This window comes from Acetobacter sp. A11-2 (assembly GCF_040208445.1).
In the GTDB taxonomy this organism is placed as follows: Bacteria; Pseudomonadota; Alphaproteobacteria; order Acetobacterales; family Acetobacteraceae; genus Acetobacter; species Acetobacter oryzoeni.
This window is the reverse complement of record NZ_CP157843.1, coordinates 1,629,712-1,652,535: the sequence shown is the minus strand read 5'-3', so window position 1 is coordinate 1,652,535 and position 22,824 is coordinate 1,629,712. Positions and strand designations below refer to the sequence as shown.

Below are 22,824 nucleotides of genomic sequence, written 5' to 3'. Positions count from 1 at the left end.
AGAAAGTTTTGTGCCAGACCTGTTTTAGTCAAACGGGTCTGGATCATACCCCACGCCGTTTAGGTAAAGCCCCTCTGGCGGGGCGGTAGGGCCTGCGGCGCAGCGGTTGCGGGCTTCTAGCGCATCTGCAACGCGTTCTGGCTGCCACGCCCCAATTCCCACAAGTTTAAGTGTGCCCACCATGTTCCGCACCTGATGGTGCAAAAAGGAACGGGCCTTGGCAAAAACAATCACCTCATCCCCGTGGCGGGAAACTTCCAGCTGATCCAGCGTGCGCAGAGGGCTGTGGGCCTGGCAGGCCACGGCGCGGAAAGATGTGAAATCATGCGAGCCCACCAGAATATTGGCCGCTTCCTGCATTTTTTCCACATCCAGCGTGCTTTTAACGTGCCACACCTGCCCAGCCAGCAAGGTGGGGCGCGAGCGACGGTTGAGAATACGATACTGGTATGAGCGCCATATGGCAGAAAAACGTGCGCTCCAGTCTGTATCAACCTGCGCGGCATCCAGCACCACCACGTTGTGGGGTTTGAGGTGATAGCTTAGCCCCTCCCGCACAGAATGGCGGGAGAAACGCACATCAGCAGGAAAATCCAGATGCGCCACCTGTGCCAGCGCATGCACGCCGGAATCCGTGCGCCCGGCGGTAATGCTGCTTACGGGGCGGTTGTTGGCCAGCCGTGCAGCAGCCTCTTCCAGCAAAGACTGAACGGAAACGCCAGATTTCTGGCGCTGCCAGCCCACAAGGCCGGTGCCATCGTATTCCAGTTTCACGGCCCAACGCTGAACGGGGGCGAGTTCTTCTTCCATCATGCGGGGTTTTGCTGCTTGGCCCCTAAAAGCGTGCCAGCGGGCAATGGCTGGCCACGCAAAAAGGCATCGGCATCCATCATGCCGCGGCCCGGTTTTTGCAGCCGGCTGAGCCGTACAGCACCGCTGCCACAGGCAATGGTGAGGGCATCATCCAGCACTGTGCCGGGTTGGGCGGTGTGTTTGGCATCGGGCAGCGGGGTGGCTGCGCCAATTTTCAGCACTGTGCCATCGGGCAGGGTGGTAAAGGTGCCGGGCCACGGGGTGAGCGCGCGAATCTGGCGGTCTATTTCCGTGGCGGTTTTGGCCCAGTCTATGCGCCCATCTTCACGCGTGAGACGCGGGGCGTAGGTAACGCCTTCTTCCGGCTGCGGAGTGGGTGTGGGCATATCGGCCAGCACACGCAACGCCATATCTGCCCCCAATGCGCTAAGGGCATCATGCAGGCTGGTGGCTGTTGTGCTGGCGGTAATGGGCACGGCTTCACGCAGCAGCATGGGGCCTGTATCCAGCCCGGCTTCCATCTGCATGATGGTCACACCGCTTTGCGTATCTCCGGCCAGAATGGCGCTCTGGATGGGGGAGGCGCCGCGCCAGCGTGGCAGCAGGCTGGCATGAATGTTCAGGCAGCCAAGGCGTGGGGCATCCAGCATGGGTTGGGGCAGAATAAGCCCATAGGCGGCCACAATGGCGGCATCTGCCTGTAGTGCTGCAAAATCTGCCCATTCGGGCTCATTTTTACGGAGCGAGAGCGGGTGGCGCACCAGCAGCCCCAGTTCTTCCGCCGCCTGTTGCACGGGGGAAGCCTGAAGCTTTTTGCCGCGTCCTGCGGGGCGCGGGGGCTGACAGTACACAGCCACAATTTCGTGCCCCGCAGCATGGAGCGCACGCAGCGCCGGAACGGAAAAGTCCGGCGTGCCCATAAAGACAAGACGCATGGTTGGCGGCCCCTCAGGCTTATTTACGCTTCAGTTCCTTGGCCAGCCGGCGCAGGATCATGTTGCGGCGCAGGGCGGAAAGGTGATCTACAAACAGCACGCCTTCCAGATGGTCTATTTCATGCTGGATGCAGGTGGCCAGCAGGCCTTCGGCTTCGCGCTCCACCACATCACCATTCACGTTGTTCCAGCGCACGCGAATCTTTTCCGGGCGCACCACTTCTGCATACTGGTTGGGCAGGGAGAGGCAGCCTTCTTCCCGCACGGCCATGTCTTCGGTTTCGGCAATCACTTCGGGGTTGATCATGACAATCGGGTCCCGCGCGTCTTTTTCTCCCAGATCAACCAGAATAAAGCGCTGGCTCAGGCCCACCTGCGGTGCTGCAAGCCCAATGCCGGGGGCCTGATACATGGCCGAGAACATGTTGGGCAGAATCTTGCGAATGTCTGCCACGTCCTCCGGCTTCACCAGCCGCGCCTTCTGGCGCAGCACGGGGTGCGGCGGCGTAAGGATCTGAAGGGGTGCTGCGCCATCCGATGCAGCAGAAAAAGAGATGTCTGTATTGGCTGCGTGTGTCATACTGCGGGATGTAGCGTTCCGCCGCGCCTGATGCCAGAGAAAAACACAGGGAAAATCTGCCTCTGGCCTTAAAACCTGTTGCCTGTGCGCCACAGTGTGTTGTCCAATACCCCCATATGGCCGAATACAGGCATGGGGGCGGGGTTGCGTGTCAGCGGGCCTATCCCATATCGTGATAAGATCAGATGCCGTAACGGGTCTGATTTTTCTGTCTCGCTCAAGGAAGGAGGAGGCTTGGATGTCTGGAAGACTGTTTGGCTCACCCATGTTTTTAGGGTTTGATCATCTTGAGCAGATGCTCGAACGCGCCAGCAAGGGATCGGGCGATGGATATCCGCCCTATAACATTGAGCAGATTGCCCCCAACGGCCTGCGGATCACTTTGGCCGTAGCAGGCTTTAAAATGGATGACTTGCAGATTACGCAGGAAGATAATCAGCTTGTTATTCGTGGCCGGCAGATGGAAGACGGAGAAGAACGCGTTTTTCTGCACCGGGGCATTGCCTCCCGCCAGTTTCAGAAAGCCTTTGTGCTGGCGGAAGGGATAGAAATTGGCGGGGCGTGGCTGGATAACGGTCTGTTGCATATAGACCTGTTCCGCCCCCAGCCGGAGGTGCGTGTCAAACGCATTGAAATTGTGCAGGGTGGGCAAAAAAATGGCCGCGCGCCTGCTGCCGGTAATGGCAGCGTGCTGAAAGCCCGCTCATCGCGCATGCTGCGCCCAGTGATGGACGTGGATGAAAGCTGACCCAATAAGGAGGACGCCATGAAAAGTTCCATCTACAACGGTAGCGCCCCCGTTATGCCGCATGCGGCTGAACGCCCAGCAAATGTTCGCCAGCTTTCAGAAAGCCAGTTCCGCTCCCTTGGGCTGCGGGAGGTTGCCTATATGTCAGGTTGTGAGACGTCATTGGCGTAATCAAGGATTTCGTCGACCTGTTTCATGATGTCACGACCAGCCGGTTTGATATAGTCTTGATTACGTGACGCGGGATGTTTTTCAAGCCATGAGATGATGCATTGGGCGGGAGCGATGCCGCCCAGAACACGCTGCGGGCGATGATTGTAGGCGAAACAGAAGCCTCTGAGCAGAATTTCCAGATCTTCATGGTTTGAGACACAGACCTGCAGTACTTCTGTAGCGACACGGCCATTGAAGCGTTCCACCATTCCATTGGTCTGAGGGGAGTAAGCCTTGGTCCGGCGTCGGTCGATTCCCATGTCATGACAGGCTTTTTCGAAGGCGTCCGCTGTAAAGCAGGAGCCACGATCGGTCAGGATATGGGTGATCCGGAAAGGAAAGGCCGATTTGACGGCATTGAGGAAATCAACGGAATTATCCGCATTTTCCGCGTCATAAACAGCCAGGTGCACTGAACGGGAACAGCGATCGATGGCGACATACAGAAAACGTTTCCGCCGGTCCCCATCTGCTGTCTGTAATTTTGGCAGATGTTTCACATCGATATGGACATAACCGGGATCGTAATCGCGGAACTTTCCCTGTCCCCGAACTGGTCCGGCCTTTGGAACAGGAGGCAGCCTGTTCAATCCGGCGTCTTTCAGTATCCGCCAGATATTGTCCCGGTTCAGATGCGGCAGGAAATGCCGTAAGACAAAGGTCAGATCATCCAGACCAAAACCGGTAGAACGCCGAAGCTGACAGACAATGGCGCGCTCCTCCTCCGAGGCTTTCCAGGCCAGCCTCCAGGGACGGCTGCTGCGGTCCTGACAGGCGTCCGAACCACGCCTGCGCCACTTGCGGACTGTTTCATCGCTGATCCCGTAGCGTCTGGCGAGCACGGATGTCGGTTCTGACGAACGAGCTATCTCAGCCCGGACAGCCGGTGTCGTGCGTGCCTGTGGGTGGATCTGAAGCATCATTCGGTCTCCCTGCAAACGGAAGAAAACAACGAAGCATAACGCGGTATCGCCCACGCTACATCATCCCAATGACGTCTCACAACCTGACACCTATACGCGCCCGGCGCTGATGGAAGATGATGAAATTGGTTGCGCCATTTACGCGGCGGACGGGTCTTTGCTGGCGGTAGTGGAAGATCTTGAAACCGCATGGGGCGCTATTGTGCAGAATGATATGATCCCCGCCAGCTTGCAGTAACAGCAGCGGCGCAAGGGCCATTCAGCTTTGCCAGACAGAGAAAAAGGATCGGCCAGAGCCGATCCTTTTTTTATGCGTATCACGCTAGTGGCTTAGCGTGGGTTGGTATCAATCCACCCGATATTGCCATCATTGCGCCGGTAAACCAGGCTGACCTGCTCATTGGCCGCGTTGCGGAACAGCAGGAAGGAAATGCCTGCCAGATCAAGCCGCATCACGGCTTCACCCACGCTGAGTACGGGAATATCCGTGGGTTGTTCGGCAATAATGGCGGCAAAGGTTTCTGTATCCGTGCCTTCTGGCTGGGTGGCCAGCACGGGTTTTTCCGCACTGTTTTCAGAGGGTAGCGGGTCTTCATTAAGCGGTTGCAGCACATAGGTGCGCCCACTTTGGGCGGCTGCCTGCCGCTGCGCACCACGCGCATGGGATGTAACGCGGCGGTTATACCGGCGCAGGCGTTTGGCAATATGTTCGGCGGCATCATCAAATGCGCCATTGGCATCTGCGGCTTCGCCTTCACCGCGCAACACAAGGCCGCTGCCTGTGCGCACATTGATATCGCAGGTAAAGAACGAACGCGCCTTGCTAAATGTCACCTGTGCTTGCAGGGCTTTGTCAAAATATCGTTCCGCTAGGTTGCCAAGGTGGGAATTGACCCGGTGCTTGAGAGCATCGGACAGATCAATTTGTTTACCTGAAACCTGAATATGCATAGAACGTCGTTCCTTGCTGCTAAGTGGCAGAATCTCCAGATCTGAATAAACACCGGTGCCATACCAGAACCGGGTTTTTTCAGGTTCAACTGGCTAGCCTTGTTACGTTACGCGAAGTGTCTGTAACGCTTCCTTCATATTTGGGCATGGGTGGCGGTTGGTGTCCATGCCTTTGTTTCAAATATAATGCAGGGCTGGGCCTCCCGGTTGCATGGCTGTGTAAAAAGCGCTCAGCAGGCTTGCAGTGGGCAAACAGGCGTGCCTAACAATAAACATTAAAGCCAGAATGGTACGGGGCAGCCTGTCTGCCGAAACGATGTTTTTTCTGACAGGAGAGTATATTTTCCATGCTGCTGCGCTCTGCTCCGCCGGTTGAAATGCCTAAAATGCCACGTGGGCAGATGGTGCGTGTTAAGCTGGGCTGTATGGCTGGGCTTGGCCTGCTGTATGGCGCATTTGTCTGGCATCTGGCGCATGAAAAAATAGCCCCACGGCCTAACCCGGCAGCACGTGTTGCTATTCGGTTTATCAAGGTGCCCATGGTGCTTCCGCCTGCGCCGCCACCTGTTGAGCCTGTGCTTGTGCAGCCTGCGCCAGTTTCGTTCCCGCCACCAAAACTGGTGCTGCGCCATGCGGGGCATCGCCGTTAGAAATTAGTCTTCATCTGTCGGGAGTATGCCGCATGACAGGCCTAAGCGTTGCCAGCGTGCATGTTTACCCCGTTAAGGGGTTGCGAGGGCTTTCTCCCGCCCAAGCCAGATTATGGCCGTGGGGGCTGGAGGCAGATCGGCGGTGGATGATTACAGACCCACATGGCCGATTTATAACCCAAAGAACCTGCCGGGATATGGCGCTGATAAATGCTGTGCCCACGCAGGAAGGGCTGGAACTGGGCAAGGCCAATATGCCCCCGTGTTCCGTGCGGTTTCCTGATACCAACGCGCCCGTACGTTCTGTGACTGTATGGAAAGACACAGTGCAGGCGCGGGATGCGGGAGAAGATGCGGCTGATTGGTTAACCGAGGCCTTGGCACAGCCATGCAGGCTGGTGTGAATGGATACGCCCCAGCACGCGCGCCTGCGCCATTTGGATCAGGCAGATGTTCCAGTTTCCTTTGCAGATGGATACCCGCTGCTGGTGGCCACTACGGCATCTTTGGCGGATTTGAACGCGCGTTTGCCAGTGGGGCAGGCTGTGCCTATGGCGCGGTTTCGGCCCAATATTGTGGTGCAGGGCGCTACACCGTGGGCCGAGGATAGCTGGCTGCGCATCCGTGTTGGCGCGGCTGTTTTGCGTATTCTGGCCCCGTGTTCGCGCTGTGTGGTGACAACCATTGATCAGACCACAGCAGAAGTACCCAACCCCAAGGAGCCTCTGGCCACGTTGGCAGCCTTCCACCGCACGCCCAAAGGGGTGATGTTTGCGCAAAACGCTAGAGTGGAGCAGCCCGGCACAATAGAGGTGGGCGCACCAGTAACCGTATTGGACTGCGGGCCATCCAACCTGCTGGCAGAAGCCTAGAGCGAGAAGCTTTCACCCAGATACACGCGGCGCACATCTTCATGGGCCACAATTTCTTCTGGTACGCCCTGCATCAGCACCTGACCGCTGTGCATGATATAGGCGCGGTCAATCACTTCCAGCGTTTCACGCACGTTATGATCGGTAATCAGCACGCCGATGCCGCGATCTTTAAGGTGAGACACCAGATCACGAATTTCCCCCACGGCAATGGGGTCAATCCCGGCCAGAGGTTCATCTAGCAGAATGTAATGGGGCTGGCTGGCCAGTGCGCGGGCAATTTCCAGACGGCGGCGTTCACCCCCTGAAAGGGCAAGGGAGGGGGAGCGGCGCAAATGGCTGATGCCAAACTCGCTCAACAACCCATCCAGCATCACCTGCCGTTGGTCGGGGTCTGGTTCCACCACTTCCAAAGCGGCCAGAATGTTTTGTTCCACATTCAGGCCACGGAAAATGCTGGCTTCCTGCGGCAGGTAGCCAATGCCAAGCCGTGCGCGCCTATACATGGGCAACTGCGTAATATCCGCACCATCCAGCGTAATGGAGCCGGTATCGGGTTGTACAAGGCCCACAATCATATAAAAGCTGGTGGTTTTACCCGCACCGTTTGGGCCCAGCAGGCCAACGGCTTCCCCCCGATGCACCTCGATGGAAACGTTTTTCACCACCTCGCGCTTTTTATAGCTTTTGCCAATGCCGCGTGCATACAGGCCGTGGCCGGGGCGATGCGGGGCATGAATATCAGTCGGTTCCGGGCCTAGGCCCACCACTTCTTCACGAACCGTTTCTTCCGACGTCCAGGTGACTTCCTGATTCATGCTTATTTCCTGTCCGACGTATCGCCGTTATTGGGCACAACCAACCCGCTTACCCGGCTGCCGGGGCGTTCTGTCATGGTGGCTATGCCTGTGTGCATGTTAATAATGGCGGCAGCGCCCTGAATCTGGTTTGGCCCACGGGTGATATGGACATTGCCAACAATGCGGGCAATGCCGGTATCAGGCACGTACACCCCGCGTTCCCCCGTGACGATTTCTGTTTGCGTGTGCACCCACACATGGCCAAAGGCATTTACCTTTTCCAGCTTGCCCGAACCACTGCTGAGCGGGTCTGAACTGCTGCTGTTATTATTGGCCTGCTGCTGTGGCTGGGCGTTCTGATCCGGCGGGGCGCTGTAGCCCACCAGCACATCTGCCCGGATCTGGCGCTGATCATTGGTGGTGACGGTGGCGTTGCCACGCCCGATGGAAATACGCTGCTGCGAGTAATATTCCATCGAATCCCGCGCTGTCAGCACATCTTGCGGGGTGGTCAGCTTCATGGCCTTGCCGGTCATGACAAGCACGGCCTGATCCATGTCGTACACCGCTTTATCACCCCATGCCTGATCGGTCTGGGTGAAGATATGCACGTGGCCTATGGCTTCAAGCCGGAAGATTTCGTTGGCGCCGGAATCCTGATCATCCCCTCCGGCGGCCTTCTGGCCGCCTGCATCTGCGCTGCCATTGGGGGCGGGGGCTGGTGGTGGCTGATCCGTGCTGGCCGGAGGTGTGGCCGGTGTGGTGCCGTTGGCGGCCGGGGCCTGCACGCTTGCCGGTTTTGCACCATCTGGCGCGCCGGGTGCGGGGGCTTTTTTGCGGTAATAGGCAATCAGCTTATCTGCCGTAACCGTAACATCCCCACGGATGGCCTTTGCCTGATCGTAGGCGGTAACTTTTTTCTGGTTCTGGTCCCAGTCAAACCCACCGGCGGCGGTAACGGTAATCTGCCCCCCGTGGGACATATCAATGGCCTGCGCCAGCGCTGTGCCAGAAAGGGCCAGCATGGCACATGGCAGTGCCGCCATAACGGCAGAGGCAACACGCAGGGCAGGGCGGGAGCGGGGAAAAAGGCGGCGCATATCAGGAAGCCTTGCCTTTGGGGGCTGAATCACTGTGGCGATCATCATTCAGAATCAACTGGCCGGGGCCGCGGAACTGGGCAATGCCCTCATGCTGGGCCAGCAGATAGCCCTTGGCATCAAGCGAGCCAAAAGGCCCTTCTGCCCGCACCCATGAATCGGAGGCAATAATGCCGCGTTTGACATCAATATCGGCTACGGGGCTGTGCATCATCAGGCCATCATCGCGGTACAGGGTGACTTCTCCGGTCAGGTCGAGAATCTGTGCGTGCTGCATGTAAACGCCTTTTTCCGATTCAACCAAAAGCCAGCTTCCGCCCTGTGTCAGCAAATCGGCCTTGGGGTGTATCAGATCCATCCGGTTGTCGTTTACCTGATGCGCGCTGTCTGCCGTAATCATGAACGGGCGGTTGTGTTCATCCACCCCGCGATACGTGGCGCCTATCAGGTTGCCGCTTTCAATCTTAACCTTGGCCAGTTCCTTAATGGTGGTCTGGTTGGCGCTTAGCAGCCGGTCTACTTCTGGCCATACGGCAATGGTGGCCAGCAGCAGCAGGGCCGTGGCGGGCAGCACCCATTTGGCCCAGCGCAGCATGGTGCGGCGGCGTGCCAGCTTGGCGGCATCCGGCAGTTTGCGCAACTGGGCGGAGGGCGCAAGCCGTTCACGCTGGCGGCGGATGGTTTCTTCCGAGCGGGCAAAATCGGCCCGTTGCGGGCGTTTGTCTTCCGGGCTGGTCATCCAACCCCGGCTCGGATCAGGTCATGCACATGCACAACGCCTAAGGGTTTGCGCTCATCATCCAACACAAACAGGGATGTAATGGGCCTTTTGCGTTCGTTCATCAGCCGCAGGGCTTCAGAAGCAAAAATACCCGGCCCTATGGTGAGCGGTGAATCGTTCATGACATCTTTCGCCAGCGTGGTCGTCAGGTCGTGATCAAGCGCGCGGCGCAGGTCACCATCCGTGATCAGCCCCGCCAAGGTACCATTCTCGCCCAGAATGGCCACGCATCCTAGCGCCTTGTGCGTCATTTCCACAATAACGTCCCGCATGGGGGTGTTGGGGGTGGCCAGTGGCATGGCGTTATCTGTGCGCATCAGCTCCCGCACGGTGCGCAGGCGTGCGCCAAGGCGGCCACCGGGGTGGTAGGTGCCAAAATCTGTGGCGGTAAAACCGCGCTGGCGCAGCAGGGCCACGGCCAAGGCATCACCAAACGCAAGCTGGGTAAGGGTGCTGGTGGTGGGGGCCAGCCCCATCGGGCAGGATTCCGGCAAAGATGGCAGCGTAAGCGCCACTGTGGCCGCAGAAGCCAAGGTGGAATGGGCGCGGCTTGTTACAGCCAGAAGCGGCAGGCCCGTGCGGCGGGCATGGGCGGCAATGTCTCCCAGTTCCGTGGTTTCCCCGGAATTGGAAAAAGCCAGAACGGCATCACCTTTCTGCACCATTCCCAGATCACCATGGGATGCTTCTGCCGGGTGCACAAATACGGCGGGCGTGCCGGTGCTGGCCAGCGTGGCCTGCACCTTGCGGGCAATATGGCCGGATTTGCCAATGCCGGTTACAACCACACGGCCCGGCAGCGCCAGAATAATTTCTACCGCCTCGGCAAAGGCACCGCCCAACCCTACGGGGTTTTCCAGCGCCTCTGCCAGCGCATCCAGCCCTGCACGTTCTGTGCGCACAACGTCAGCCGCCTCTACGCCGGGGAAAGAGGAAGCCTGCGAGCTGATATGGGTGGACATGTTCATGCCGAGCCGATCCGGTTGATCAGAAAAAGGTAATGCGAAGGCGCGCGCTTACGCGCGGTGAGAGAAAATATCCGGGTCTTCATACCCAAGCAGATCAAGCCGGGCGCGGGCGGGCAGGAAGTCATAGCATGCCTGTGCCAGTTCACGCCGGCCTTCACGCTCCAGCAGGGCGGACATTTTATCCCACAATGCGTGCAGATACAGCACATCAGATGCCGCATAAGCCAACTGTTCGGGCTTGAGTTCCAGCGCACCCCAGTCCGATGTCTGCTGCTGTTTGCTTAGTTCCACACCCAGCATGTCGCGGCACAGGGCGGCAAGGCCGTGGCGGTCTGTAAAGGTGCGCACAAGGCGGGCGGCAATTTTGGTGCACACCACCGGGCTTACGGTAATGCCCAGCGCGTGCTGCAGAATGGCTACGTCAAACCGTGCAAAATGCATGATCTTGGTAATGGAAGGATCGGCCAGAACACGCTTGAGGTTGGGGCAATCATACCCTTTGCCACCAAGGGAGGTGGGGATGATCTGTACCAGATGTGCCGTGCCATCACCGGCAGAAAGCTGCACAAGGCATAGTCTGTCCCGGTGCGGGTTCAAGCCCATTGTTTCCGTATCCACGGCCACGGACCCACTAAAGGTCACGTTGTCTGGAAGATCGTTCCGGTGCAGTGTAATGGCACCTTCGGATGGGGCAGAGGTCATAACCCGCTCCTGCGTGTTCTGTTGCTGTATGCTGTTGTGTTCCAGACCGATACAGCCGGCGTGATGGAATGTCCATTCCTGCGCGTTGTGTATGGCGCTGTTATGGCGGCGGCGCACATTTATATGCGGGATAGGCGCAGGTAGGCGGAATGCGCTAGAAGGGCCTCATCTGTTACACCCTTAATAACCCGGAACTGTGTGTTTATGCGTCAACCTCGTCATGGCCGTCCTGCGCGGCGCCCTCGTGTTTCTTCTGCTGGTGGGCGGGAAGGCGCGCCTTCGGCTCCGGCGGGCACATGCTGGCTGTTTGGCACGCATGCAGTGGCGGCAGCACTTAACAATCCGCGCCGTGTGTATGAACGCCTGCTGGTAACCGAAGAAAATCATCCCGCGCTGGAAGAGGCCACACGCTCAGGCCGGGGTGTGCGCGTGGCGCCGGAACTGGTGCAACGCCAGCGGCTGGATGATTTGCTGGGGCCGGATGCGGTGCATCAGGGTGTAGCCCTTCTGGCGCGTGTTCTACCCCCTATGCCGCTGGATGAAGCGCTGGAACGCCCCGGCCCGGTGCTGGTGCTGGATCAGGTGACAGACCCACGGAACATCGGGGCTATTCTGCGCTCAGCCGCAGCGTTTGGTGCAGCCTGCCTTGTGGTGCAGGACCGCAACGCGCCGGAAGAAACAGCCGTACTGGCTAAGGCGGCATCTGGCGCACTGGAAACCGTGCCCATGGTGCGAGAGGTCAACCTCTCCCGCGCTATTGAGCAGTTGCAGAAAAGCGGGTGCTGGACAGTGGGGCTGGATGCAGGCGGCACCACGCTGGATGGCGCCAGTTTTGATGGTCGCCGCGTAGCCCTTGTGCTGGGGGCAGAAGGCAAGGGGCTGCGCCGCTTAACGCGTGAAAGCTGTGATGAAATTGCCGGGCTTTATATGCCCGGAGAAATGGAAAGCCTGAACGTATCCGTAGCCGCCGCTGTGGGGCTTTACGAACTGGTGCGCCGGGGCATGCCCAGCGCATACCAGAAAGCCGCAGCAAAAAAGCCCACGTAATACCCAATATCGGCCCCGCCCAGCCAACGGGCTACGGGGCCGGTATACAGGCTGCTGGTTGAAAACAGCGCAATGGTCAGCACGGCTGTTACAGTAAAAATAGTGGCGCCGCGTGTCCAACCCGGTGGAATGGGGTGCACTGTGCGGTCTCCAAAATACCAGTCTGCCAGCACAATGCCGATCCACGGGGCAATCCAGTACATCGTCACCAGCAGGTAGTCTGTATAAAGCGTGGTGTAGCGGCCCGCACCGGCCACAGCCAACACATAGCCAAGGCTGGCTGTAAGAATGGCCGCAGCAATGCGCGGCACATGCAGCCCGGCAGAAATAAGGCTGTAACTGGCGGTATTATCGTTAAACGAATTGCCGGTAATGGATGAAAGCGCAATGGCCCCAAGGGCTACGGCACCAAGTGGGCCCATAGCCTGCTGGAGCGAGGCAATAACCGCCGTGGGTGAGGCCTCTGCCACAGACCCGGCAGAAATAAGCCCCAGAATCTGGAACGGAATGGCCGAACCCAAAAGCCCCGCCAAAGCCAGCAGCACCACCTTTTTGGGGCTGGTATTGGCAGGCAGATACCGCGTGTAATCTGAGGAATACGAAGCCCAGGACAGATTGAAGCTGACCAGCACACCCGTTGCCAGCAAAAAGGTGGAAAAGCTGACAGCATGATGCGCGGCCAGCGGGGCCTGCCCTTTTAGCGCAAACACAATGCCAATAAGCGTGAACACCACCAGCAGCACGGTGCCTAGATATTTCTGCAAGGCCTGCACCACGTGGTGCCCGTAAATGGAGGCCACCATCTGAATACTGGCCAGTATGCCCAAAGCCAGCCAGAAGGGCATGGAAAGCCCGGCCAAAAGCAGCAGCGCCATAAGGGCCGTGGCGGCGGGCACGTTATTTACGGCATCCCACCCCACGCAATAAATCCAGTTGAGAAACGCCGGAGGGCGCAGGCCTTTTTGCCCCAATGCGCGGCGAGAGGCCTCCATTTGTGTCAGCCCGGTTTTGGGGCCAATAGCGGCAGCAAGGGCTACGGGCAGCGCGCCTATAATGTTGCCAATAATAATGGCAACCACCCCTGTGCGAAAATCCAGCCCCATGCCTGTAAGCAATGCCCCAGTTACCCAACCGCCGGGGCCAAGGTTGGGGGAAAAATGGCTCCAGAACACCCGGTCTGTTGGCATGGTTTTAAGCGCTGCCGGAACGGGCTCTCTTACAGATGCGGCGGAAAGATCCTCCATCAGGCCACCGGTCTGGGGGGCTGAAGGGGGTGATTGTATCATGGATGGCGTGTTCCTGCGGCGTGGGGGCGGGAGTGGAGAAGGTTGGCGCTACAGTATCATGAAAGATCAGGTTCGGGCATGGACCCAGCAGCCCCAGAGGGCTGATTGTTGTAATAGAACTCTGCCAGCCGGATGGGCAGCAGGTCCATAAAGCGGGAGCCCGCTACTAACCATAGCGGAAAGGTAATGCGCCGCTCGTTCCGGCTTAGCCCACGCAAAATGCGGCGGCAGGCGCTGTTAACATCAGTTAGCCCCGGCATGGGAAAGGCGTTTTTGGCCACCATAGGGGTATCCAAAAACCCACACACAACGGAGCTTAATAAAATACCAGCCTTTTTGGCATCTCCCCCGGTGGCCACCATAAATCTGTCCACTGCCGCCTTGGCTGCGGAATAAGAGGGTGTGCCGGGGTAAGACACCACGCCCGCAACGGAAGAAATGGCGCAAATACGCCCACGCATGCCATCTGCCCCACGGGGTTGATGTTGCATAACATCCAGCGCAGGCAGCACGGTGTTGAGTACGCCCATCATGTCTGTTTCAAAAATACGATAAATCTGTGCCGCAGGTTCATACGGTGCGCCATCGGGCGTTTGCGGCTTGCGGGTGCCGCCCGTTATGCCTGCACAGGCCAAAACCAGATCTAGCCCGTTTGTGCTGCGTATCCAGGCCTCCATTGCGGCACGGTCTGCCACATCACCAAGGTGCAAATGCACCGCCGCACCCCGGCTAATGCAGGCTTTGGCTGTTTCTTCTAGCCGTTGCACGTTGCGCCCGCCCAAATACAGGGTGCGCCCAGGCCGGGCCAGCGTCTGGGCCAATGTTTGCCCAAGGCCGGAGGATGCGCCAGTAATCAGAACGGTATCATGCTTCATATTACAGATCGGCCTTTGCTTATGGTGGTTATGGCATAGCATGGCGGCTTCTGGCATGAAGGCGCAAGACGGATAGATAGAACACGCAGGGAAGGCAGCATGGCGCACAACGCACAGGGTAAGCATAACGGAGCAGAACGGCGGCGCGGTGTGTGCCTGGTTATTTCTGCGCCATCTGGGGCGGGTAAGTCTACCATTGCCAATGCACTGCGTGCTTCCGAGCCAGCGCTCAAGCACTCGGTTTCTGTGACCACCCGCCAGCCAAGGCCGGGGGAAAAAGAAGGTGTGCATTATCACTTCCGCACTATGGAAGATTTTGAGCGCATGGCCGCAAATGGCGAGTTGCTGGAATGGGCCACCGTGTTTGGCCGTGGTTACGGCACGCCCCGCGCCCCGGTGGAAGCCGCATTGGCTGCCGGGCACGATATGGTGTTTGACATAGACTGGCAGGGCCACCAGCAAATCCGCCGCGCACTGCCTGATGATGTGGTGAGCCTGTTTGTGCTGCCCCCATCATTAGAGGAACTGGAACGGCGCCTGCGTGGCCGTGCATCAGACCACCCCGATGAAATTGCCCGCCGCATGGCCGCCGCGCGGGATGAAATCTCGCATTGGCGGGAGTTTGACCACGTAATTATCAATACGGATCTGGACCGCGCCATTACAGAAGCCCGCGCCGTGCTGGTGGCGGCACGCCTGCAAACCCGCCGGCGCACGGGGCTGTTGGATTTTGTTGCCAGCTTTGGAGCCTGAACGGCATGGATTTTTCTGCCATTACCGTGCTGTGCCTGGGCGATGTGATGCTGGACCGCTTTTTATACGGCAGCATGGACCGCATCTCGCCTGAAGCACCCGTGCCTGTGTTGTTGCTCGATTCCCGGCGTGAAATGCCTGGAGGAGCCGGTAATGTGGCCAGCAACGTTATCTCGCTCGGGGGGCGTGCCGTTCTGGTGGGGCTGAGTGGTCAGGATGAGGCCGGGGCCAGCCTGCGCACCACATTGGCAGAAAAAAACCGGCTGGTGGATGCTACGGTGCAGAGCGCTGCCCGGCCTACAATTTGCAAAACACGCTTTATTGCCGCGCATCAGCAGGTGGTGCGGGTGGATGAAGAAAGCCACGCCCCCATTGCAGAGCCTGAGCAGGAAGCCCTGTGCCGCCAGATTGATGCGCATATTGGGGCCTGTCAGGCTGTGGTGGTGTCTGATTACGGTAAAGGCGTGTGCACTCCGGCTGTGCTGGCGCATTTGTTCCGCGTGGCGCGGCAAGCTGGCGTGCCTGTTTTTGTAGATCCCAAATCTACCGATTACGCGCGCTACAAAGGGGCTACCTGCATTACCCCCAACGCCAAGGAACTGGCAGCCGCTTCTGGCATGCCGGTGGATACCGCAGCCCATGTGGAAGCCGCCGCCAGCAAGGTGATGGCTCAAGCCGATGCACAGGCCATTCTGGCCACCCGGTCGGAAAAAGGCATGATGCTGGTGCGGCGTGGGGGCGAGGTGCTGGCTGTGCCTGCCCGTGCGCGGGAAGTGTTTGATGTTTCCGGCGCGGGAGATACCGTTATTGCCACTATGGCGCTGGTTGTTGGGGCGGGTATGTCGTTCGAACAGGGCATGCGTGTGGCCAATGCGGCGGCAGGCGTGGTGGTGGGCAAGCTGGGCACGGCCACGGCGGATATTCAGGAAGTTCTGCACGAGCTGGAAGAACAATCTGGCCCGGATGAAGTGCCGCACTTGCTACCTTTGGGGGCTGCTTGTGCGCAGGTGGCCCGCTGGCAGGCTCGTGGCTTGCGTGTGGGTTTTACCAACGGGTGCTTTGATATCATCCACCCCGGCCATATCAGCTTGCTGGCAGAAGCTCGGAGCGCGTGTGACAGGCTGGTGGTGGCGCTGAACACAGATGCCAGCGTGCGCCGCCTGAAAGGTGACACACGGCCTGTGAATTCACTGGAATCCCGCGCCGCTGTTATGGCCGCTATCCGCTATGTGGATGCCGTGGTGGCGTTTGATGAAGATACGCCGTTGGAGCTTATCCGTGCCCTGATGCCAGATGTGCTGGTAAAAGGGGCAGATTACCGGCCCGAACAGGTTGTGGGGGCGGATATTGTGCAGGCCGCAGGGGGCCGGCTGGTGCTAGCCAATTTGCAGCAGGGGCATTCCACCACATCCACAATCGGGCGGATTCGCAAGACATGACGGGGCATAACCTGCCGGGCGCAGAAAACCTGCCGCTTGTGGCTGTGCGCAACCGCTTTGCGCATTGGCTGTTTGAGGATGCCTTGCCTTTCTGGGCCAGTACAGGGTGCGACGGCACAGCCTCAAACCCGGCGGCCTTGGGTGCGCAGGAGTGTCTGACGCTACAGGGCGCACCAGCCCTGCCACCGTTCAAGCGCGTAAGGGTGCAGGCGCGGCAGCTTTTTGTGTTTTCATGGGCGGCCTTAAAAGGCTGGCAGCCCGCAACGCAACGGGCGGAAAGTATTTTCAGGTTTCTGCTCAACGCCCATAGGCCAGATGGCGGCTGGGTTAAGCTGCTGGCGCGTGATGGCGCTGTGCTGGATGACAGTGCAGATTTGTACGATATCGCTTTCGTGCTGTTTGCTCTGGCATGGTATGGCCGTGTGGACAGCACAGGCCAGGCGGTAGAACTGGCGCGGCAAACGCTTGCGTGGCTGGGGCAGGCAATGGCCCTGCCCAATGGCGGTTTTATGAACACGCGGCCCGCCAATGATGCGTGGCGGCAGCAAAACCCCCATATGCACCTGCTGGAAGCTGTGCTTGCCCTGCATGAAACAACGGGCGATGCCGCAGATCTGCCGCAGGCCCACGCATTATATGCGCTGTTCAGCCAACACTTTATGGATGAACGTACTGGCACGCTGGGCGAATATTTTGGGCTAGACTGGCAACCCGCCGCAGGGCCAGAAGGCCAGTGGTGTGAGCCGGGGCATCATTTTGAATGGGTGTGGCTGTTGCAGGCTTATGCGCGCCAAAGCGGAGTGGATACCGCAGCACAGGCCGCGCGCCTTTACCATTTTGCACATCAGTATGGTGTAGATGCCCAAACCGCATTGGTGCGTGATGCCGTTGCACGGAATGGGCAAATACTTAAGCCAACATTCCGCCTATGGGTGCAGGGCGAGGCTTTGCGTGGCGCATTGTGCCATGATCCGCAGGATAAAGCCGGTTGGGCCACGCGTATGGCCAGTAATCTGCTGGATCGGTATTTTACAGGTTGCCCCACCGGCACATGGGTGGATCAACTGGATGCACAGGGCGCACCTGCGGCTTCACAAATACCAACTAGCTCGCTTTATCATATCGTAACGGCGTATGATGCGCTGGATCAGGCTGCGCGGGCCTGCGTGCCATCTGCATAAAAAACGCTGTGCGGAAATGTGCCTGTAAGCAGGACGTGGCAGCGCGAATCTGATACAAGCGGTGTTGTGAACATGACAACAACAGATACCCCCAGCCAGAAGGACGAAAGCCTTCTGGCCCTTACCCTTCGGCAGCCCCCGGCCAATGTGGAGGCCGAGCAGGCGCTGCTTGGCGCGTTGCTGACCAACAACCGCGCCTATGACCGTGTTTCGGACTTTCTGGCTGGTGAGCATTTTGCCAACCGCGTGAATGGCCAGATTTATGATGCCATTGCCCGGCGTATTGAAAACGGGCAACTGGCAGACCCCGTAACCATGCGGGCTGAGCTGGAGCATTCCGGCATTTTGGCCAGCGTTGGCGGCATGGCCTATATGGCCAAGCTGCTGTCCTCCATGGTCGGGATTATCAACGCCGGAGATTACGGCCGCACCATTCATGATGCGTGGATCCGCCGCCAGCTGATTGATATTGGTGAAAACGTGGTGAACAACGCGTTTGGCACCACCATTGGCCTTTCCGGGCAGGACCAGATTGAGGCAGGGGAAGAAGCCCTGTTCAAACTGGCCACGGAAAAAGGCAATGAAGGGGATTTTGTTTCCTTCAACAAGGCACTAAGCGGCGCTATTTCCGTTGCAGCCCAAGCCTTTCAGAACGAAGGGCACGTTACGGGCCTGACATCTGGCCTGCGTGATCTGGATAAAAAAACAGGTGGGCTGCACCCGTCTGACTTGCTGATTCTGGCGGGGCGCCCTGCCATGGGTAAAACGGCGCTGGCTACCAAAATGGCCTTTTCCGCTGCCCGCGCCATTATGGATGAGGCTGAGGAAACGGGAGAAAAGCCCAAAGGGGCAGTGGCTATTTTCTCGCTCGAAATGTCGGCAGAACAGTTGGCCACTCGTATTCTGTCTGAACAGGCCGAGGTTTCGGGTGAGCGCATCCGCCGTGGTGATATCGGGCAGAAGGAGTTTGATCGCTTTGTGCGTGTCAGCCACGAACTGGCCCGCCTGCCATTGGTGATTGATGATACGCCAGCTATCTCTCTTTCCGCCATGCGCACACGCTGCCGCCGGTTAAAGCGTACGCAGGGCCTGTGCCTTGTGGTGGTGGATTACCTCCAGCTTATGCGGCCATCTGTTGGCACGCGCCCAGAAAGCCGCGTGTTGGAAATTTCCATGATCACGCAGGGCCTCAAGGCCATTGCCAAGGAACTGGAAGTGCCGGTTATTGCACTTTCCCAGCTTTCCCGTCAGGTCGAAAGCCGTGAAGACAAGCGGCCCATGCTGTCGGATTTGCGTGAATCCGGCTCTATTGAGCAGGACGCCGATGCGGTGATGTTTGTGTACCGTGATGAATACTACCTGCAACAGCGTATGCCCAAGGAAACAGCTTTTGAATCCATGGAGAAATACTCTGTGGCAATGGATGAATGGCAGCGCAAGATGAGCCTGGTGCATAACAAGGCCGAGCTTATTCTGGAAAAGCAGCGTCATGGCCCCACGGGCACTATCAATCTGTTTTTCGAAGGCGAATACACACGCTTTGCAGATTTGGATACCATTCATCAGGAACACTAAACCAGTTAAAAGGCCCCACATGTTGGGGCCTTTTTTGGTAAAAGCCTTCTGATATCCACGTAAATTTGAAAAATTATACCGCTTGCTGTATGGCGCACGTATGTGCCACTGCATGCACGTGCAAGAACAGCCTGTAAGCTGCGCGCCAAAAGAATAAATAAGATTGGGCAGATTTTTTAATGGATAAACTTGGTGCCATTATTGCAATGGCAGTGTGCCTTCTTGTCTTGCTGAATATTTCAACTGTTTTTGCGTTCTTGTTCCTGCTTGTAAAAATTGCTTTGGTTGTGGGGCTTCTTGCACTGGCCGGGTTTCTGGTTTTTGGGTTTATTGAAAAACCAGAAAAGCACTTACCGCCGCCTCCAACCCCTAAAGATGAAGCCCCGGCAGAACCGGTTATTGAGAAACCGTATTTTGATGCCCATGAAAAAGGGCGGGAAGGGGAAGAAAAGGTTAGCACAATTCTCCAGCATATGGGCTGGCCGGCCCTGCATAATGTTTTGCTGGAAGGTGACAGAGGGCTGACAGAAATAGACCATCTTGTAAAAGCCCCGTGGGGTATTGTGGTTATTGAAACCAAAAATTACGATGGCTTTATTTCCGGCTCCTCTACGCCGGGGGTGTGGAAACAGAGTTTTCCAAACTCTACCGGTGTAGGGTACCGGCTGTTTATGGACCCCGTGCATCAGAACTATCGGCATGTCTGTGCCGTAAAATACCTTACCGGGCTGGAAAATGTGCAGTCTCTCGTGGTGTTTGCCGGGCGGGCCTATACCAGCCCATTTGTGCATCATCAGGTTGTGCGCCTGAAAGATCTGGAGCGCGTTTTACGCACACGGCCAGAAGGTTTTGCCTATGTGGATGAGCGCGAACTGGAAAGAGCATGGTATGTTCTGCAACAGGCCTTTGTTGCCAATACAGGGCGTGGGCGTGAGCATATAGATAAATTACGCCAGCGTTTTTCATAAACATAACGTATCTGTATTCCTGCGGGCCATACAGATAGCCCGCAGGAACAGGGCGTGCTGGTTAAACGGTTATCAGGTTTTGCCGCACCGTCACCGGGATCTTGTTTTCCTGAAATGCCTTCCAGATTTCAAAAAGTGCAGCGCTGCGCACAACCTTTATATCTGTGCCAGACATGGCCTTGGCTGATCCAATCAGCAAGGCAGAGCCATCAGATACGGAAGACATGCTGACGGTTGGCTGCACGCTTTCATCTACATCCTTACAGGTGGCAAGGGTGCGGGCCATCACATCCATGGCTTTATCCAGATCAGATGCAAAAGGCAGATTGAGTTCTATGGTGAACACACCGGGCTTTTGCGCCCGTGTGGCGTTTTTAACAGCCGAGGTAATGAACTGCGAGTTAGGGACAATCATGGTGGATTTGTCATCCAGCCGGATATCGGTAGAGCGCACGCTAATGCGTTCCACCGTGCCGGTTACACCCGCAATAGTGACAACATCCCCAATGGAAACCGGGCGTTCCGCCATAAGGATAATGCCGGAAACAAAGTTTTGCACAATGGATTGCAGGCCAAAGCCAATGCCCACAGAAAGCGCGCTAACAACCCATGTCATGCTTTTAACGGTTACACCCAGCACCGCCAGCATGCTCAGCCCAACCAGAATCCATGCGGCATAGCTCAGAATACTCAGGATAGAGGCCTGCGCCCCGATATCCAGCCGCGTGGTGGGGAAAAACCTTTGCTGGAACCATGATTTTAAAATGCTGATGGCGTAATACCCCGCCACCGGCAATACGGCACACAGCAAAATGGCATCCAGAGAGATATGGGAGCCATCGGTGCTGGCCTGGCCATGAAACAGCCAGTAAAGCTGGTGCCATATCTGCTGCGGGTCAAACCCACCGCCACTGGTGGCAACGGCATAAGCCACAGCCAGCAGCAGCACATTTACAATGCCGGGCACCACAACGCACATCTGGTTTACAAGCCGCGGGGGCAAGCCCAGTTCAACCAGATGCCGCCCCAAGGGCGCACTGGCCGGAAACAACGTGTTGGCCGTAACTGTTACCAAAAGGGAAAGCAGCAAAAGGCCTGTCATGCTAATGGCCATCATGCTCAGCCATGAGATGATGGTGTAAGCCAGCGGAATGTAGCCTGAAAAAACAGCCAGCCAGCAGACAATGGAAATGCCCATAGCCAGACTGATTAAAAACTGCGTGCGCGAGGGCTGGCTGGGGGTATTGTCTGTTTGGTCGGAAATACGCAACTCCCGCGGGATGGCAAACAGCAGCGGGCTTACAGCCAGCACATACAGCCCATCCATAAGCTGGACAGACAGCATGGAAATGCCGCTTTGCGTATCAATATAACGCAGGAACCCACGCACAATAAGTGCTGCGGCCAACCAGAGCGGGAACAGCCGTAAATTTCGCGCAATGGTGTCCGACATCGGAAAGATGCGCCATTCTGGATGGCGTGAAAGCAGGCAAAACCCCAGCTCAATCACAAGCCCGCAAAGTGGAAACTGCGCGCCCATCATGCTGCCAAGGGTGGTTAAATCCTCATCCAGCGCAGAGTTGTCAAAGGCCAGAACACTCCAGAAAATCTGGAAGGCAAAACCCCATGCCAGCAGGCTGAGCACACCACACAAAAGGGTTGCAATAATGGGGCGGATACGCCCCGCAGGTAAAACACGCGCCACCAGACGGCGAATAATACCGTGTGAGAAAAACCACCCCACCAAAAGCAACGCAGAAAGTGCGATGCCACCCAGCGAAATAAAGATGCGATTGCCAGAAAAAGCGACCCCCAGCACCCCAAGGGCTTCTCCCCCCAAAGCGCTAAGGCGTGTGGTGTCTGTATGGAAATTGCTGGTAAACTGAGACCAGAAGTTGACTCCCAGTGGGGAGGGAAAACGCTGCCACAAGGTAGCCTGCTGTATGGCGGTGCCATGCTGGCGCAGTTCATTTACAAGCTGCTGGGCTTCTACCTGATACAGCTTCAGCCGCGTCATGCGGGAATTGATGTCCTGCTGTTTTTTAAGCAGAAGGGTGCGCTGTTCGGTAATGGAGGCGGATTCTGCTGGCTCATCCTTACCGGGTGGCTTGCCCAGAATATCCAGAAAGTTCTGATAAACGCCCTGATAGGGTTTTAGCCGGGCTTGCAGGGTATCTGTTTGTGTGGCCACAGCATTGGCGCGGCGCAGCAGGGCGGCAAGCTCGGTTGTGCTTTGGCCGTTGGTTCTTTCCTGCTGGCTGCTTTGGTATATGGCACTTATTTCTGAACCAATACTTTCCAGCGTGCTGTTACTGACAATATCGGAAGTATTGGTAATAAGGGTTGTTGGGGCAGGGGCCGTAACGGAGGTATTGTCTGTATCCGCTGCCCAAAGGGGGGAACTGGCGGCAAAAGGCAAGGCACCCTGCGTAAGCACAAAACACGCTAGAAAAAGAGAACAGAACCGCTTCAAACGCATCAGAAAACCTTGTGTTTCAGGTGTCTGGAAAAATAACCCTTATATCCGTAACGTAGCGGCGTAAGAGGGGGTTGCGCCACCATTAAGCAAGCGGCGTGGTGATGTTGGGGGAATGTACGTAAGTTTCTGTTTGGTGCAGGCCACACAATGCTGTGCACTTTTCAAACAGGCAAAAGCCCTGCCAT

At 57.4% G+C, this 22,824-nt stretch carries 23 protein-coding genes and 1 pseudogene; 11 read left to right on the top strand and 13 right to left on the bottom strand.

Annotated elements, in window-relative coordinates; genetic code table 11:
- Positions 1 to 24 precede the first annotated feature (24 nt).
- The 3 genes from truA to def are packed head-to-tail and all read right to left on the bottom strand — an operon-like array spanning position 25 to position 2,328.
- On the bottom strand, positions 25 to 813 hold the full coding sequence (truA, locus tag ABNV41_RS07885) for a tRNA pseudouridine(38-40) synthase TruA (protein WP_050819404.1): 789 nt from the start codon (positions 811 to 813) through the stop codon (positions 25 to 27).
- On the bottom strand, positions 810 to 1,748 hold the full coding sequence (gene fmt / locus ABNV41_RS07880; protein ID WP_050819405.1) for a methionyl-tRNA formyltransferase: 939 nt from the start codon (positions 1,746 to 1,748) through the stop codon (positions 810 to 812). The genes truA and fmt overlap by 4 nt, the downstream gene beginning before the upstream one ends.
- Positions 1,749 to 1,767: 19 nt before the next feature.
- A complete protein-coding gene (def, locus tag ABNV41_RS07875; RefSeq protein ID WP_042788625.1) occupies positions 1,768 to 2,328 on the bottom strand; it encodes a peptide deformylase in 561 nt (186 codons plus the stop codon).
- 238 nt (positions 2,329 to 2,566) lie between these two features.
- Between def and ABNV41_RS07870 the strand changes: the two genes are divergently transcribed.
- Together ABNV41_RS07870 and ABNV41_RS07865 are read left to right on the top strand one after the other, a co-directional pair.
- Positions 2,567 to 3,076 carry an Hsp20 family protein gene (locus ABNV41_RS07870; protein WP_035362006.1) on the top strand — a complete coding sequence of 170 codons (510 nt, stop codon included), beginning with the start codon at positions 2,567 to 2,569 and terminating at the stop codon, positions 3,074 to 3,076.
- A gap of 18 nt (positions 3,077 to 3,094) precedes the next feature.
- The gene (locus ABNV41_RS07865) at positions 3,095 to 3,247 is read left to right on the top strand and encodes a hypothetical protein (protein ID WP_349934528.1); all 153 of its coding nucleotides are present in this window, start codon (positions 3,095 to 3,097) and stop codon (positions 3,245 to 3,247) included.
- Here ABNV41_RS07865 and ABNV41_RS07860 read toward each other — a convergent pair.
- Entirely contained in the window at positions 3,214 to 4,209 is a 996-nt protein-coding gene (locus ABNV41_RS07860; protein WP_349935084.1) for an IS481 family transposase, read from the bottom strand. The genes ABNV41_RS07865 and ABNV41_RS07860 overlap by 34 nt on opposite strands.
- A gap of 112 nt (positions 4,210 to 4,321) precedes the next feature.
- On the opposite strand from ABNV41_RS07860, the gene ABNV41_RS07855 reads away from it, so the two are divergent.
- Positions 4,322 to 4,450, top strand: coding sequence for a hypothetical protein (locus ABNV41_RS07855; RefSeq protein WP_349934527.1), 129 nt, complete (start codon positions 4,322 to 4,324; stop codon positions 4,448 to 4,450).
- A 92-nt stretch (positions 4,451 to 4,542) separates the two neighbouring features.
- Here ABNV41_RS07855 and hpf read toward each other — a convergent pair whose 3' ends face one another.
- On the bottom strand, positions 4,543 to 5,163 hold the full coding sequence (gene hpf / locus ABNV41_RS07850) for a ribosome hibernation-promoting factor, HPF/YfiA family (RefSeq protein ID WP_003622606.1): 621 nt from the start codon (positions 5,161 to 5,163) through the stop codon (positions 4,543 to 4,545).
- 347 nt (positions 5,164 to 5,510) lie between these two features.
- Here hpf and ABNV41_RS07845 point away from each other — a divergent pair, with 347 nt between their 5' ends.
- Complete coding sequence (locus tag ABNV41_RS07845; protein ID WP_050819407.1) at positions 5,511 to 5,813, top strand: hypothetical protein; 303 nt, start codon at positions 5,511 to 5,513, stop codon at positions 5,811 to 5,813.
- Between the two features lie 32 nt (positions 5,814 to 5,845).
- Positions 5,846 to 6,685, top strand: a pseudogene (locus ABNV41_RS07840) (MOSC domain-containing protein).
- Here the strand turns inward: ABNV41_RS07840 and lptB are convergent.
- From lptB to ABNV41_RS07815, 5 genes are read right to left on the bottom strand one after another with little or no spacing between them, the layout of a single operon-like run.
- Positions 6,682 to 7,503 (bottom strand): LPS export ABC transporter ATP-binding protein, encoded by an 822-nt coding sequence (lptB, locus tag ABNV41_RS07835; RefSeq protein ID WP_128105020.1) that lies wholly within the window; start codon positions 7,501 to 7,503, stop codon positions 6,682 to 6,684. The pseudogene ABNV41_RS07840 and the gene lptB sit on opposite strands and share 4 nt — an antisense overlap.
- Positions 7,504 to 7,505: 2 nt before the next feature.
- A complete protein-coding gene (locus tag ABNV41_RS07830) occupies positions 7,506 to 8,585 on the bottom strand; it encodes an LptA/OstA family protein (RefSeq protein WP_050819408.1) in 1,080 nt (359 codons plus the stop codon).
- 1 nt (position 8,586) lies between these two features.
- Positions 8,587 to 9,324: an LPS export ABC transporter periplasmic protein LptC gene (gene lptC, locus ABNV41_RS07825; protein ID WP_050819409.1), complete on the bottom strand. Its 738-nt coding sequence runs from the start codon at positions 9,322 to 9,324 to the stop codon at positions 8,587 to 8,589.
- Positions 9,321 to 10,334, bottom strand: coding sequence for an SIS domain-containing protein (locus tag ABNV41_RS07820; protein WP_050819410.1), 1,014 nt, complete (start codon positions 10,332 to 10,334; stop codon positions 9,321 to 9,323). The genes lptC and ABNV41_RS07820 overlap by 4 nt, the downstream gene beginning before the upstream one ends.
- A 48-nt stretch (positions 10,335 to 10,382) precedes the next feature.
- Positions 10,383 to 11,036, bottom strand: a complete 654-nt coding sequence (locus ABNV41_RS07815; RefSeq protein ID WP_050819411.1) for a ribonuclease D — start codon at positions 11,034 to 11,036, stop codon at positions 10,383 to 10,385.
- A 204-nt stretch (positions 11,037 to 11,240) separates the two neighbouring features.
- On the opposite strand from ABNV41_RS07815, the gene rlmB reads away from it, so the two are divergent.
- Positions 11,241 to 12,083: a 23S rRNA (guanosine(2251)-2'-O)-methyltransferase RlmB gene (rlmB, locus tag ABNV41_RS07810; RefSeq protein ID WP_042788716.1), complete on the top strand. Its 843-nt coding sequence runs from the start codon at positions 11,241 to 11,243 to the stop codon at positions 12,081 to 12,083.
- Here rlmB and ABNV41_RS07805 read toward each other — a convergent pair.
- On the bottom strand, positions 12,017 to 13,369 hold the full coding sequence (locus tag ABNV41_RS07805; RefSeq protein WP_050819412.1) for a cytosine permease: 1,353 nt from the start codon (positions 13,367 to 13,369) through the stop codon (positions 12,017 to 12,019). The genes rlmB and ABNV41_RS07805 overlap by 67 nt on opposite strands.
- A gap of 56 nt (positions 13,370 to 13,425) precedes the next feature.
- On the bottom strand, positions 13,426 to 14,244 hold the full coding sequence (locus ABNV41_RS07800; RefSeq protein ID WP_196332531.1) for an SDR family oxidoreductase: 819 nt from the start codon (positions 14,242 to 14,244) through the stop codon (positions 13,426 to 13,428).
- A gap of 99 nt (positions 14,245 to 14,343) precedes the next feature.
- Here ABNV41_RS07800 and gmk point away from each other — a divergent pair, with 99 nt between their 5' ends.
- The 5 genes from gmk (at position 14,344) to ABNV41_RS07775 (ending at position 20,160) form a co-directional block, all read left to right on the top strand.
- On the top strand, positions 14,344 to 14,997 hold the full coding sequence (gene gmk, locus ABNV41_RS07795) for a guanylate kinase (RefSeq protein WP_050819413.1): 654 nt from the start codon (positions 14,344 to 14,346) through the stop codon (positions 14,995 to 14,997).
- Positions 14,998 to 15,002: 5 nt separating this feature from the next.
- The gene (gene rfaE1, locus ABNV41_RS07790; RefSeq protein ID WP_050819414.1) at positions 15,003 to 16,436 is read left to right on the top strand and encodes a D-glycero-beta-D-manno-heptose-7-phosphate kinase; all 1,434 of its coding nucleotides are present in this window, start codon (positions 15,003 to 15,005) and stop codon (positions 16,434 to 16,436) included.
- Positions 16,433 to 17,617, top strand: coding sequence for an AGE family epimerase/isomerase (locus tag ABNV41_RS07785; RefSeq protein ID WP_050819415.1), 1,185 nt, complete (start codon positions 16,433 to 16,435; stop codon positions 17,615 to 17,617). The genes rfaE1 and ABNV41_RS07785 overlap by 4 nt, the downstream gene beginning before the upstream one ends.
- 72 nt (positions 17,618 to 17,689) lie before the next feature.
- On the top strand, positions 17,690 to 19,192 hold the full coding sequence (locus ABNV41_RS07780) for a replicative DNA helicase (RefSeq protein WP_050820358.1): 1,503 nt from the start codon (positions 17,690 to 17,692) through the stop codon (positions 19,190 to 19,192).
- A 179-nt stretch (positions 19,193 to 19,371) separates the two neighbouring features.
- On the top strand, positions 19,372 to 20,160 hold the full coding sequence (locus tag ABNV41_RS07775) for an NERD domain-containing protein (RefSeq protein ID WP_050819416.1): 789 nt from the start codon (positions 19,372 to 19,374) through the stop codon (positions 20,158 to 20,160).
- A gap of 61 nt (positions 20,161 to 20,221) precedes the next feature.
- Here the strand turns inward: ABNV41_RS07775 and ABNV41_RS07770 are convergent, their stop codons facing one another.
- Positions 20,222 to 22,639: a mechanosensitive ion channel domain-containing protein gene (locus ABNV41_RS07770; protein ID WP_050819417.1), complete on the bottom strand. Its 2,418-nt coding sequence runs from the start codon at positions 22,637 to 22,639 to the stop codon at positions 20,222 to 20,224.
- Between the last annotated feature and the right edge of the window lie 185 nt (positions 22,640 to 22,824).

Bases quoted from the DNA above. Each gene is read 5' to 3' on its own strand.
- ABNV41_RS07805 (WP_050819412.1), bottom strand. From the start codon at position 13,369: ATGATACAATCACCCCCTTCAGCCCCCCAGACCGGTGGCCTGATGGAG.
- ABNV41_RS07770 (WP_050819417.1), bottom strand. From the start codon at position 22,639: ATGCGTTTGAAGCGGTTCTGTTCTCTTTTTCTAGCGTGTTTTGTGCTT.
- ABNV41_RS07785 (WP_050819415.1), top strand. From the start codon at position 16,433: ATGACGGGGCATAACCTGCCGGGCGCAGAAAACCTGCCGCTTGTGGCT.
- rfaE1 (WP_050819414.1), top strand. From the start codon at position 15,003: ATGGATTTTTCTGCCATTACCGTGCTGTGCCTGGGCGATGTGATGCTG.
- ABNV41_RS07800 (WP_196332531.1), bottom strand. From the start codon at position 14,244: ATGAAGCATGATACCGTTCTGATTACTGGCGCATCCTCCGGCCTTGGG.
- ABNV41_RS07865 (WP_349934528.1), top strand. From the start codon at position 3,095: ATGAAAAGTTCCATCTACAACGGTAGCGCCCCCGTTATGCCGCATGCG.
- ABNV41_RS07870 (WP_035362006.1), top strand. From the start codon at position 2,567: ATGTCTGGAAGACTGTTTGGCTCACCCATGTTTTTAGGGTTTGATCAT.
- ABNV41_RS07820 (WP_050819410.1), bottom strand. From the start codon at position 10,334: ATGAACATGTCCACCCATATCAGCTCGCAGGCTTCCTCTTTCCCCGGC.
- ABNV41_RS07855 (WP_349934527.1), top strand. From the start codon at position 4,322: ATGGAAGATGATGAAATTGGTTGCGCCATTTACGCGGCGGACGGGTCT.
- def (WP_042788625.1), bottom strand. From the start codon at position 2,328: ATGACACACGCAGCCAATACAGACATCTCTTTTTCTGCTGCATCGGAT.
- fmt (WP_050819405.1), bottom strand. From the start codon at position 1,748: ATGCGTCTTGTCTTTATGGGCACGCCGGACTTTTCCGTTCCGGCGCTG.
- ABNV41_RS07860 (WP_349935084.1), bottom strand. From the start codon at position 4,209: ATGCTTCAGATCCACCCACAGGCACGCACGACACCGGCTGTCCGGGCT.
- lptC (WP_050819409.1), bottom strand. From the start codon at position 9,324: ATGACCAGCCCGGAAGACAAACGCCCGCAACGGGCCGATTTTGCCCGC.
- hpf (WP_003622606.1), bottom strand. From the start codon at position 5,163: ATGCATATTCAGGTTTCAGGTAAACAAATTGATCTGTCCGATGCTCTC.
- ABNV41_RS07830 (WP_050819408.1), bottom strand. From the start codon at position 8,585: ATGCGCCGCCTTTTTCCCCGCTCCCGCCCTGCCCTGCGTGTTGCCTCT.
- lptB (WP_128105020.1), bottom strand. From the start codon at position 7,503: ATGAATCAGGAAGTCACCTGGACGTCGGAAGAAACGGTTCGTGAAGAA.
- ABNV41_RS07780 (WP_050820358.1), top strand. From the start codon at position 17,690: ATGACAACAACAGATACCCCCAGCCAGAAGGACGAAAGCCTTCTGGCC.
- truA (WP_050819404.1), bottom strand. From the start codon at position 813: ATGATGGAAGAAGAACTCGCCCCCGTTCAGCGTTGGGCCGTGAAACTG.
- ABNV41_RS07845 (WP_050819407.1), top strand. From the start codon at position 5,511: ATGCTGCTGCGCTCTGCTCCGCCGGTTGAAATGCCTAAAATGCCACGT.
- ABNV41_RS07775 (WP_050819416.1), top strand. From the start codon at position 19,372: ATGGATAAACTTGGTGCCATTATTGCAATGGCAGTGTGCCTTCTTGTC.
- ABNV41_RS07815 (WP_050819411.1), bottom strand. From the start codon at position 11,036: ATGACCTCTGCCCCATCCGAAGGTGCCATTACACTGCACCGGAACGAT.
- rlmB (WP_042788716.1), top strand. From the start codon at position 11,241: ATGCGTCAACCTCGTCATGGCCGTCCTGCGCGGCGCCCTCGTGTTTCT.
- gmk (WP_050819413.1), top strand. From the start codon at position 14,344: ATGGCGCACAACGCACAGGGTAAGCATAACGGAGCAGAACGGCGGCGC.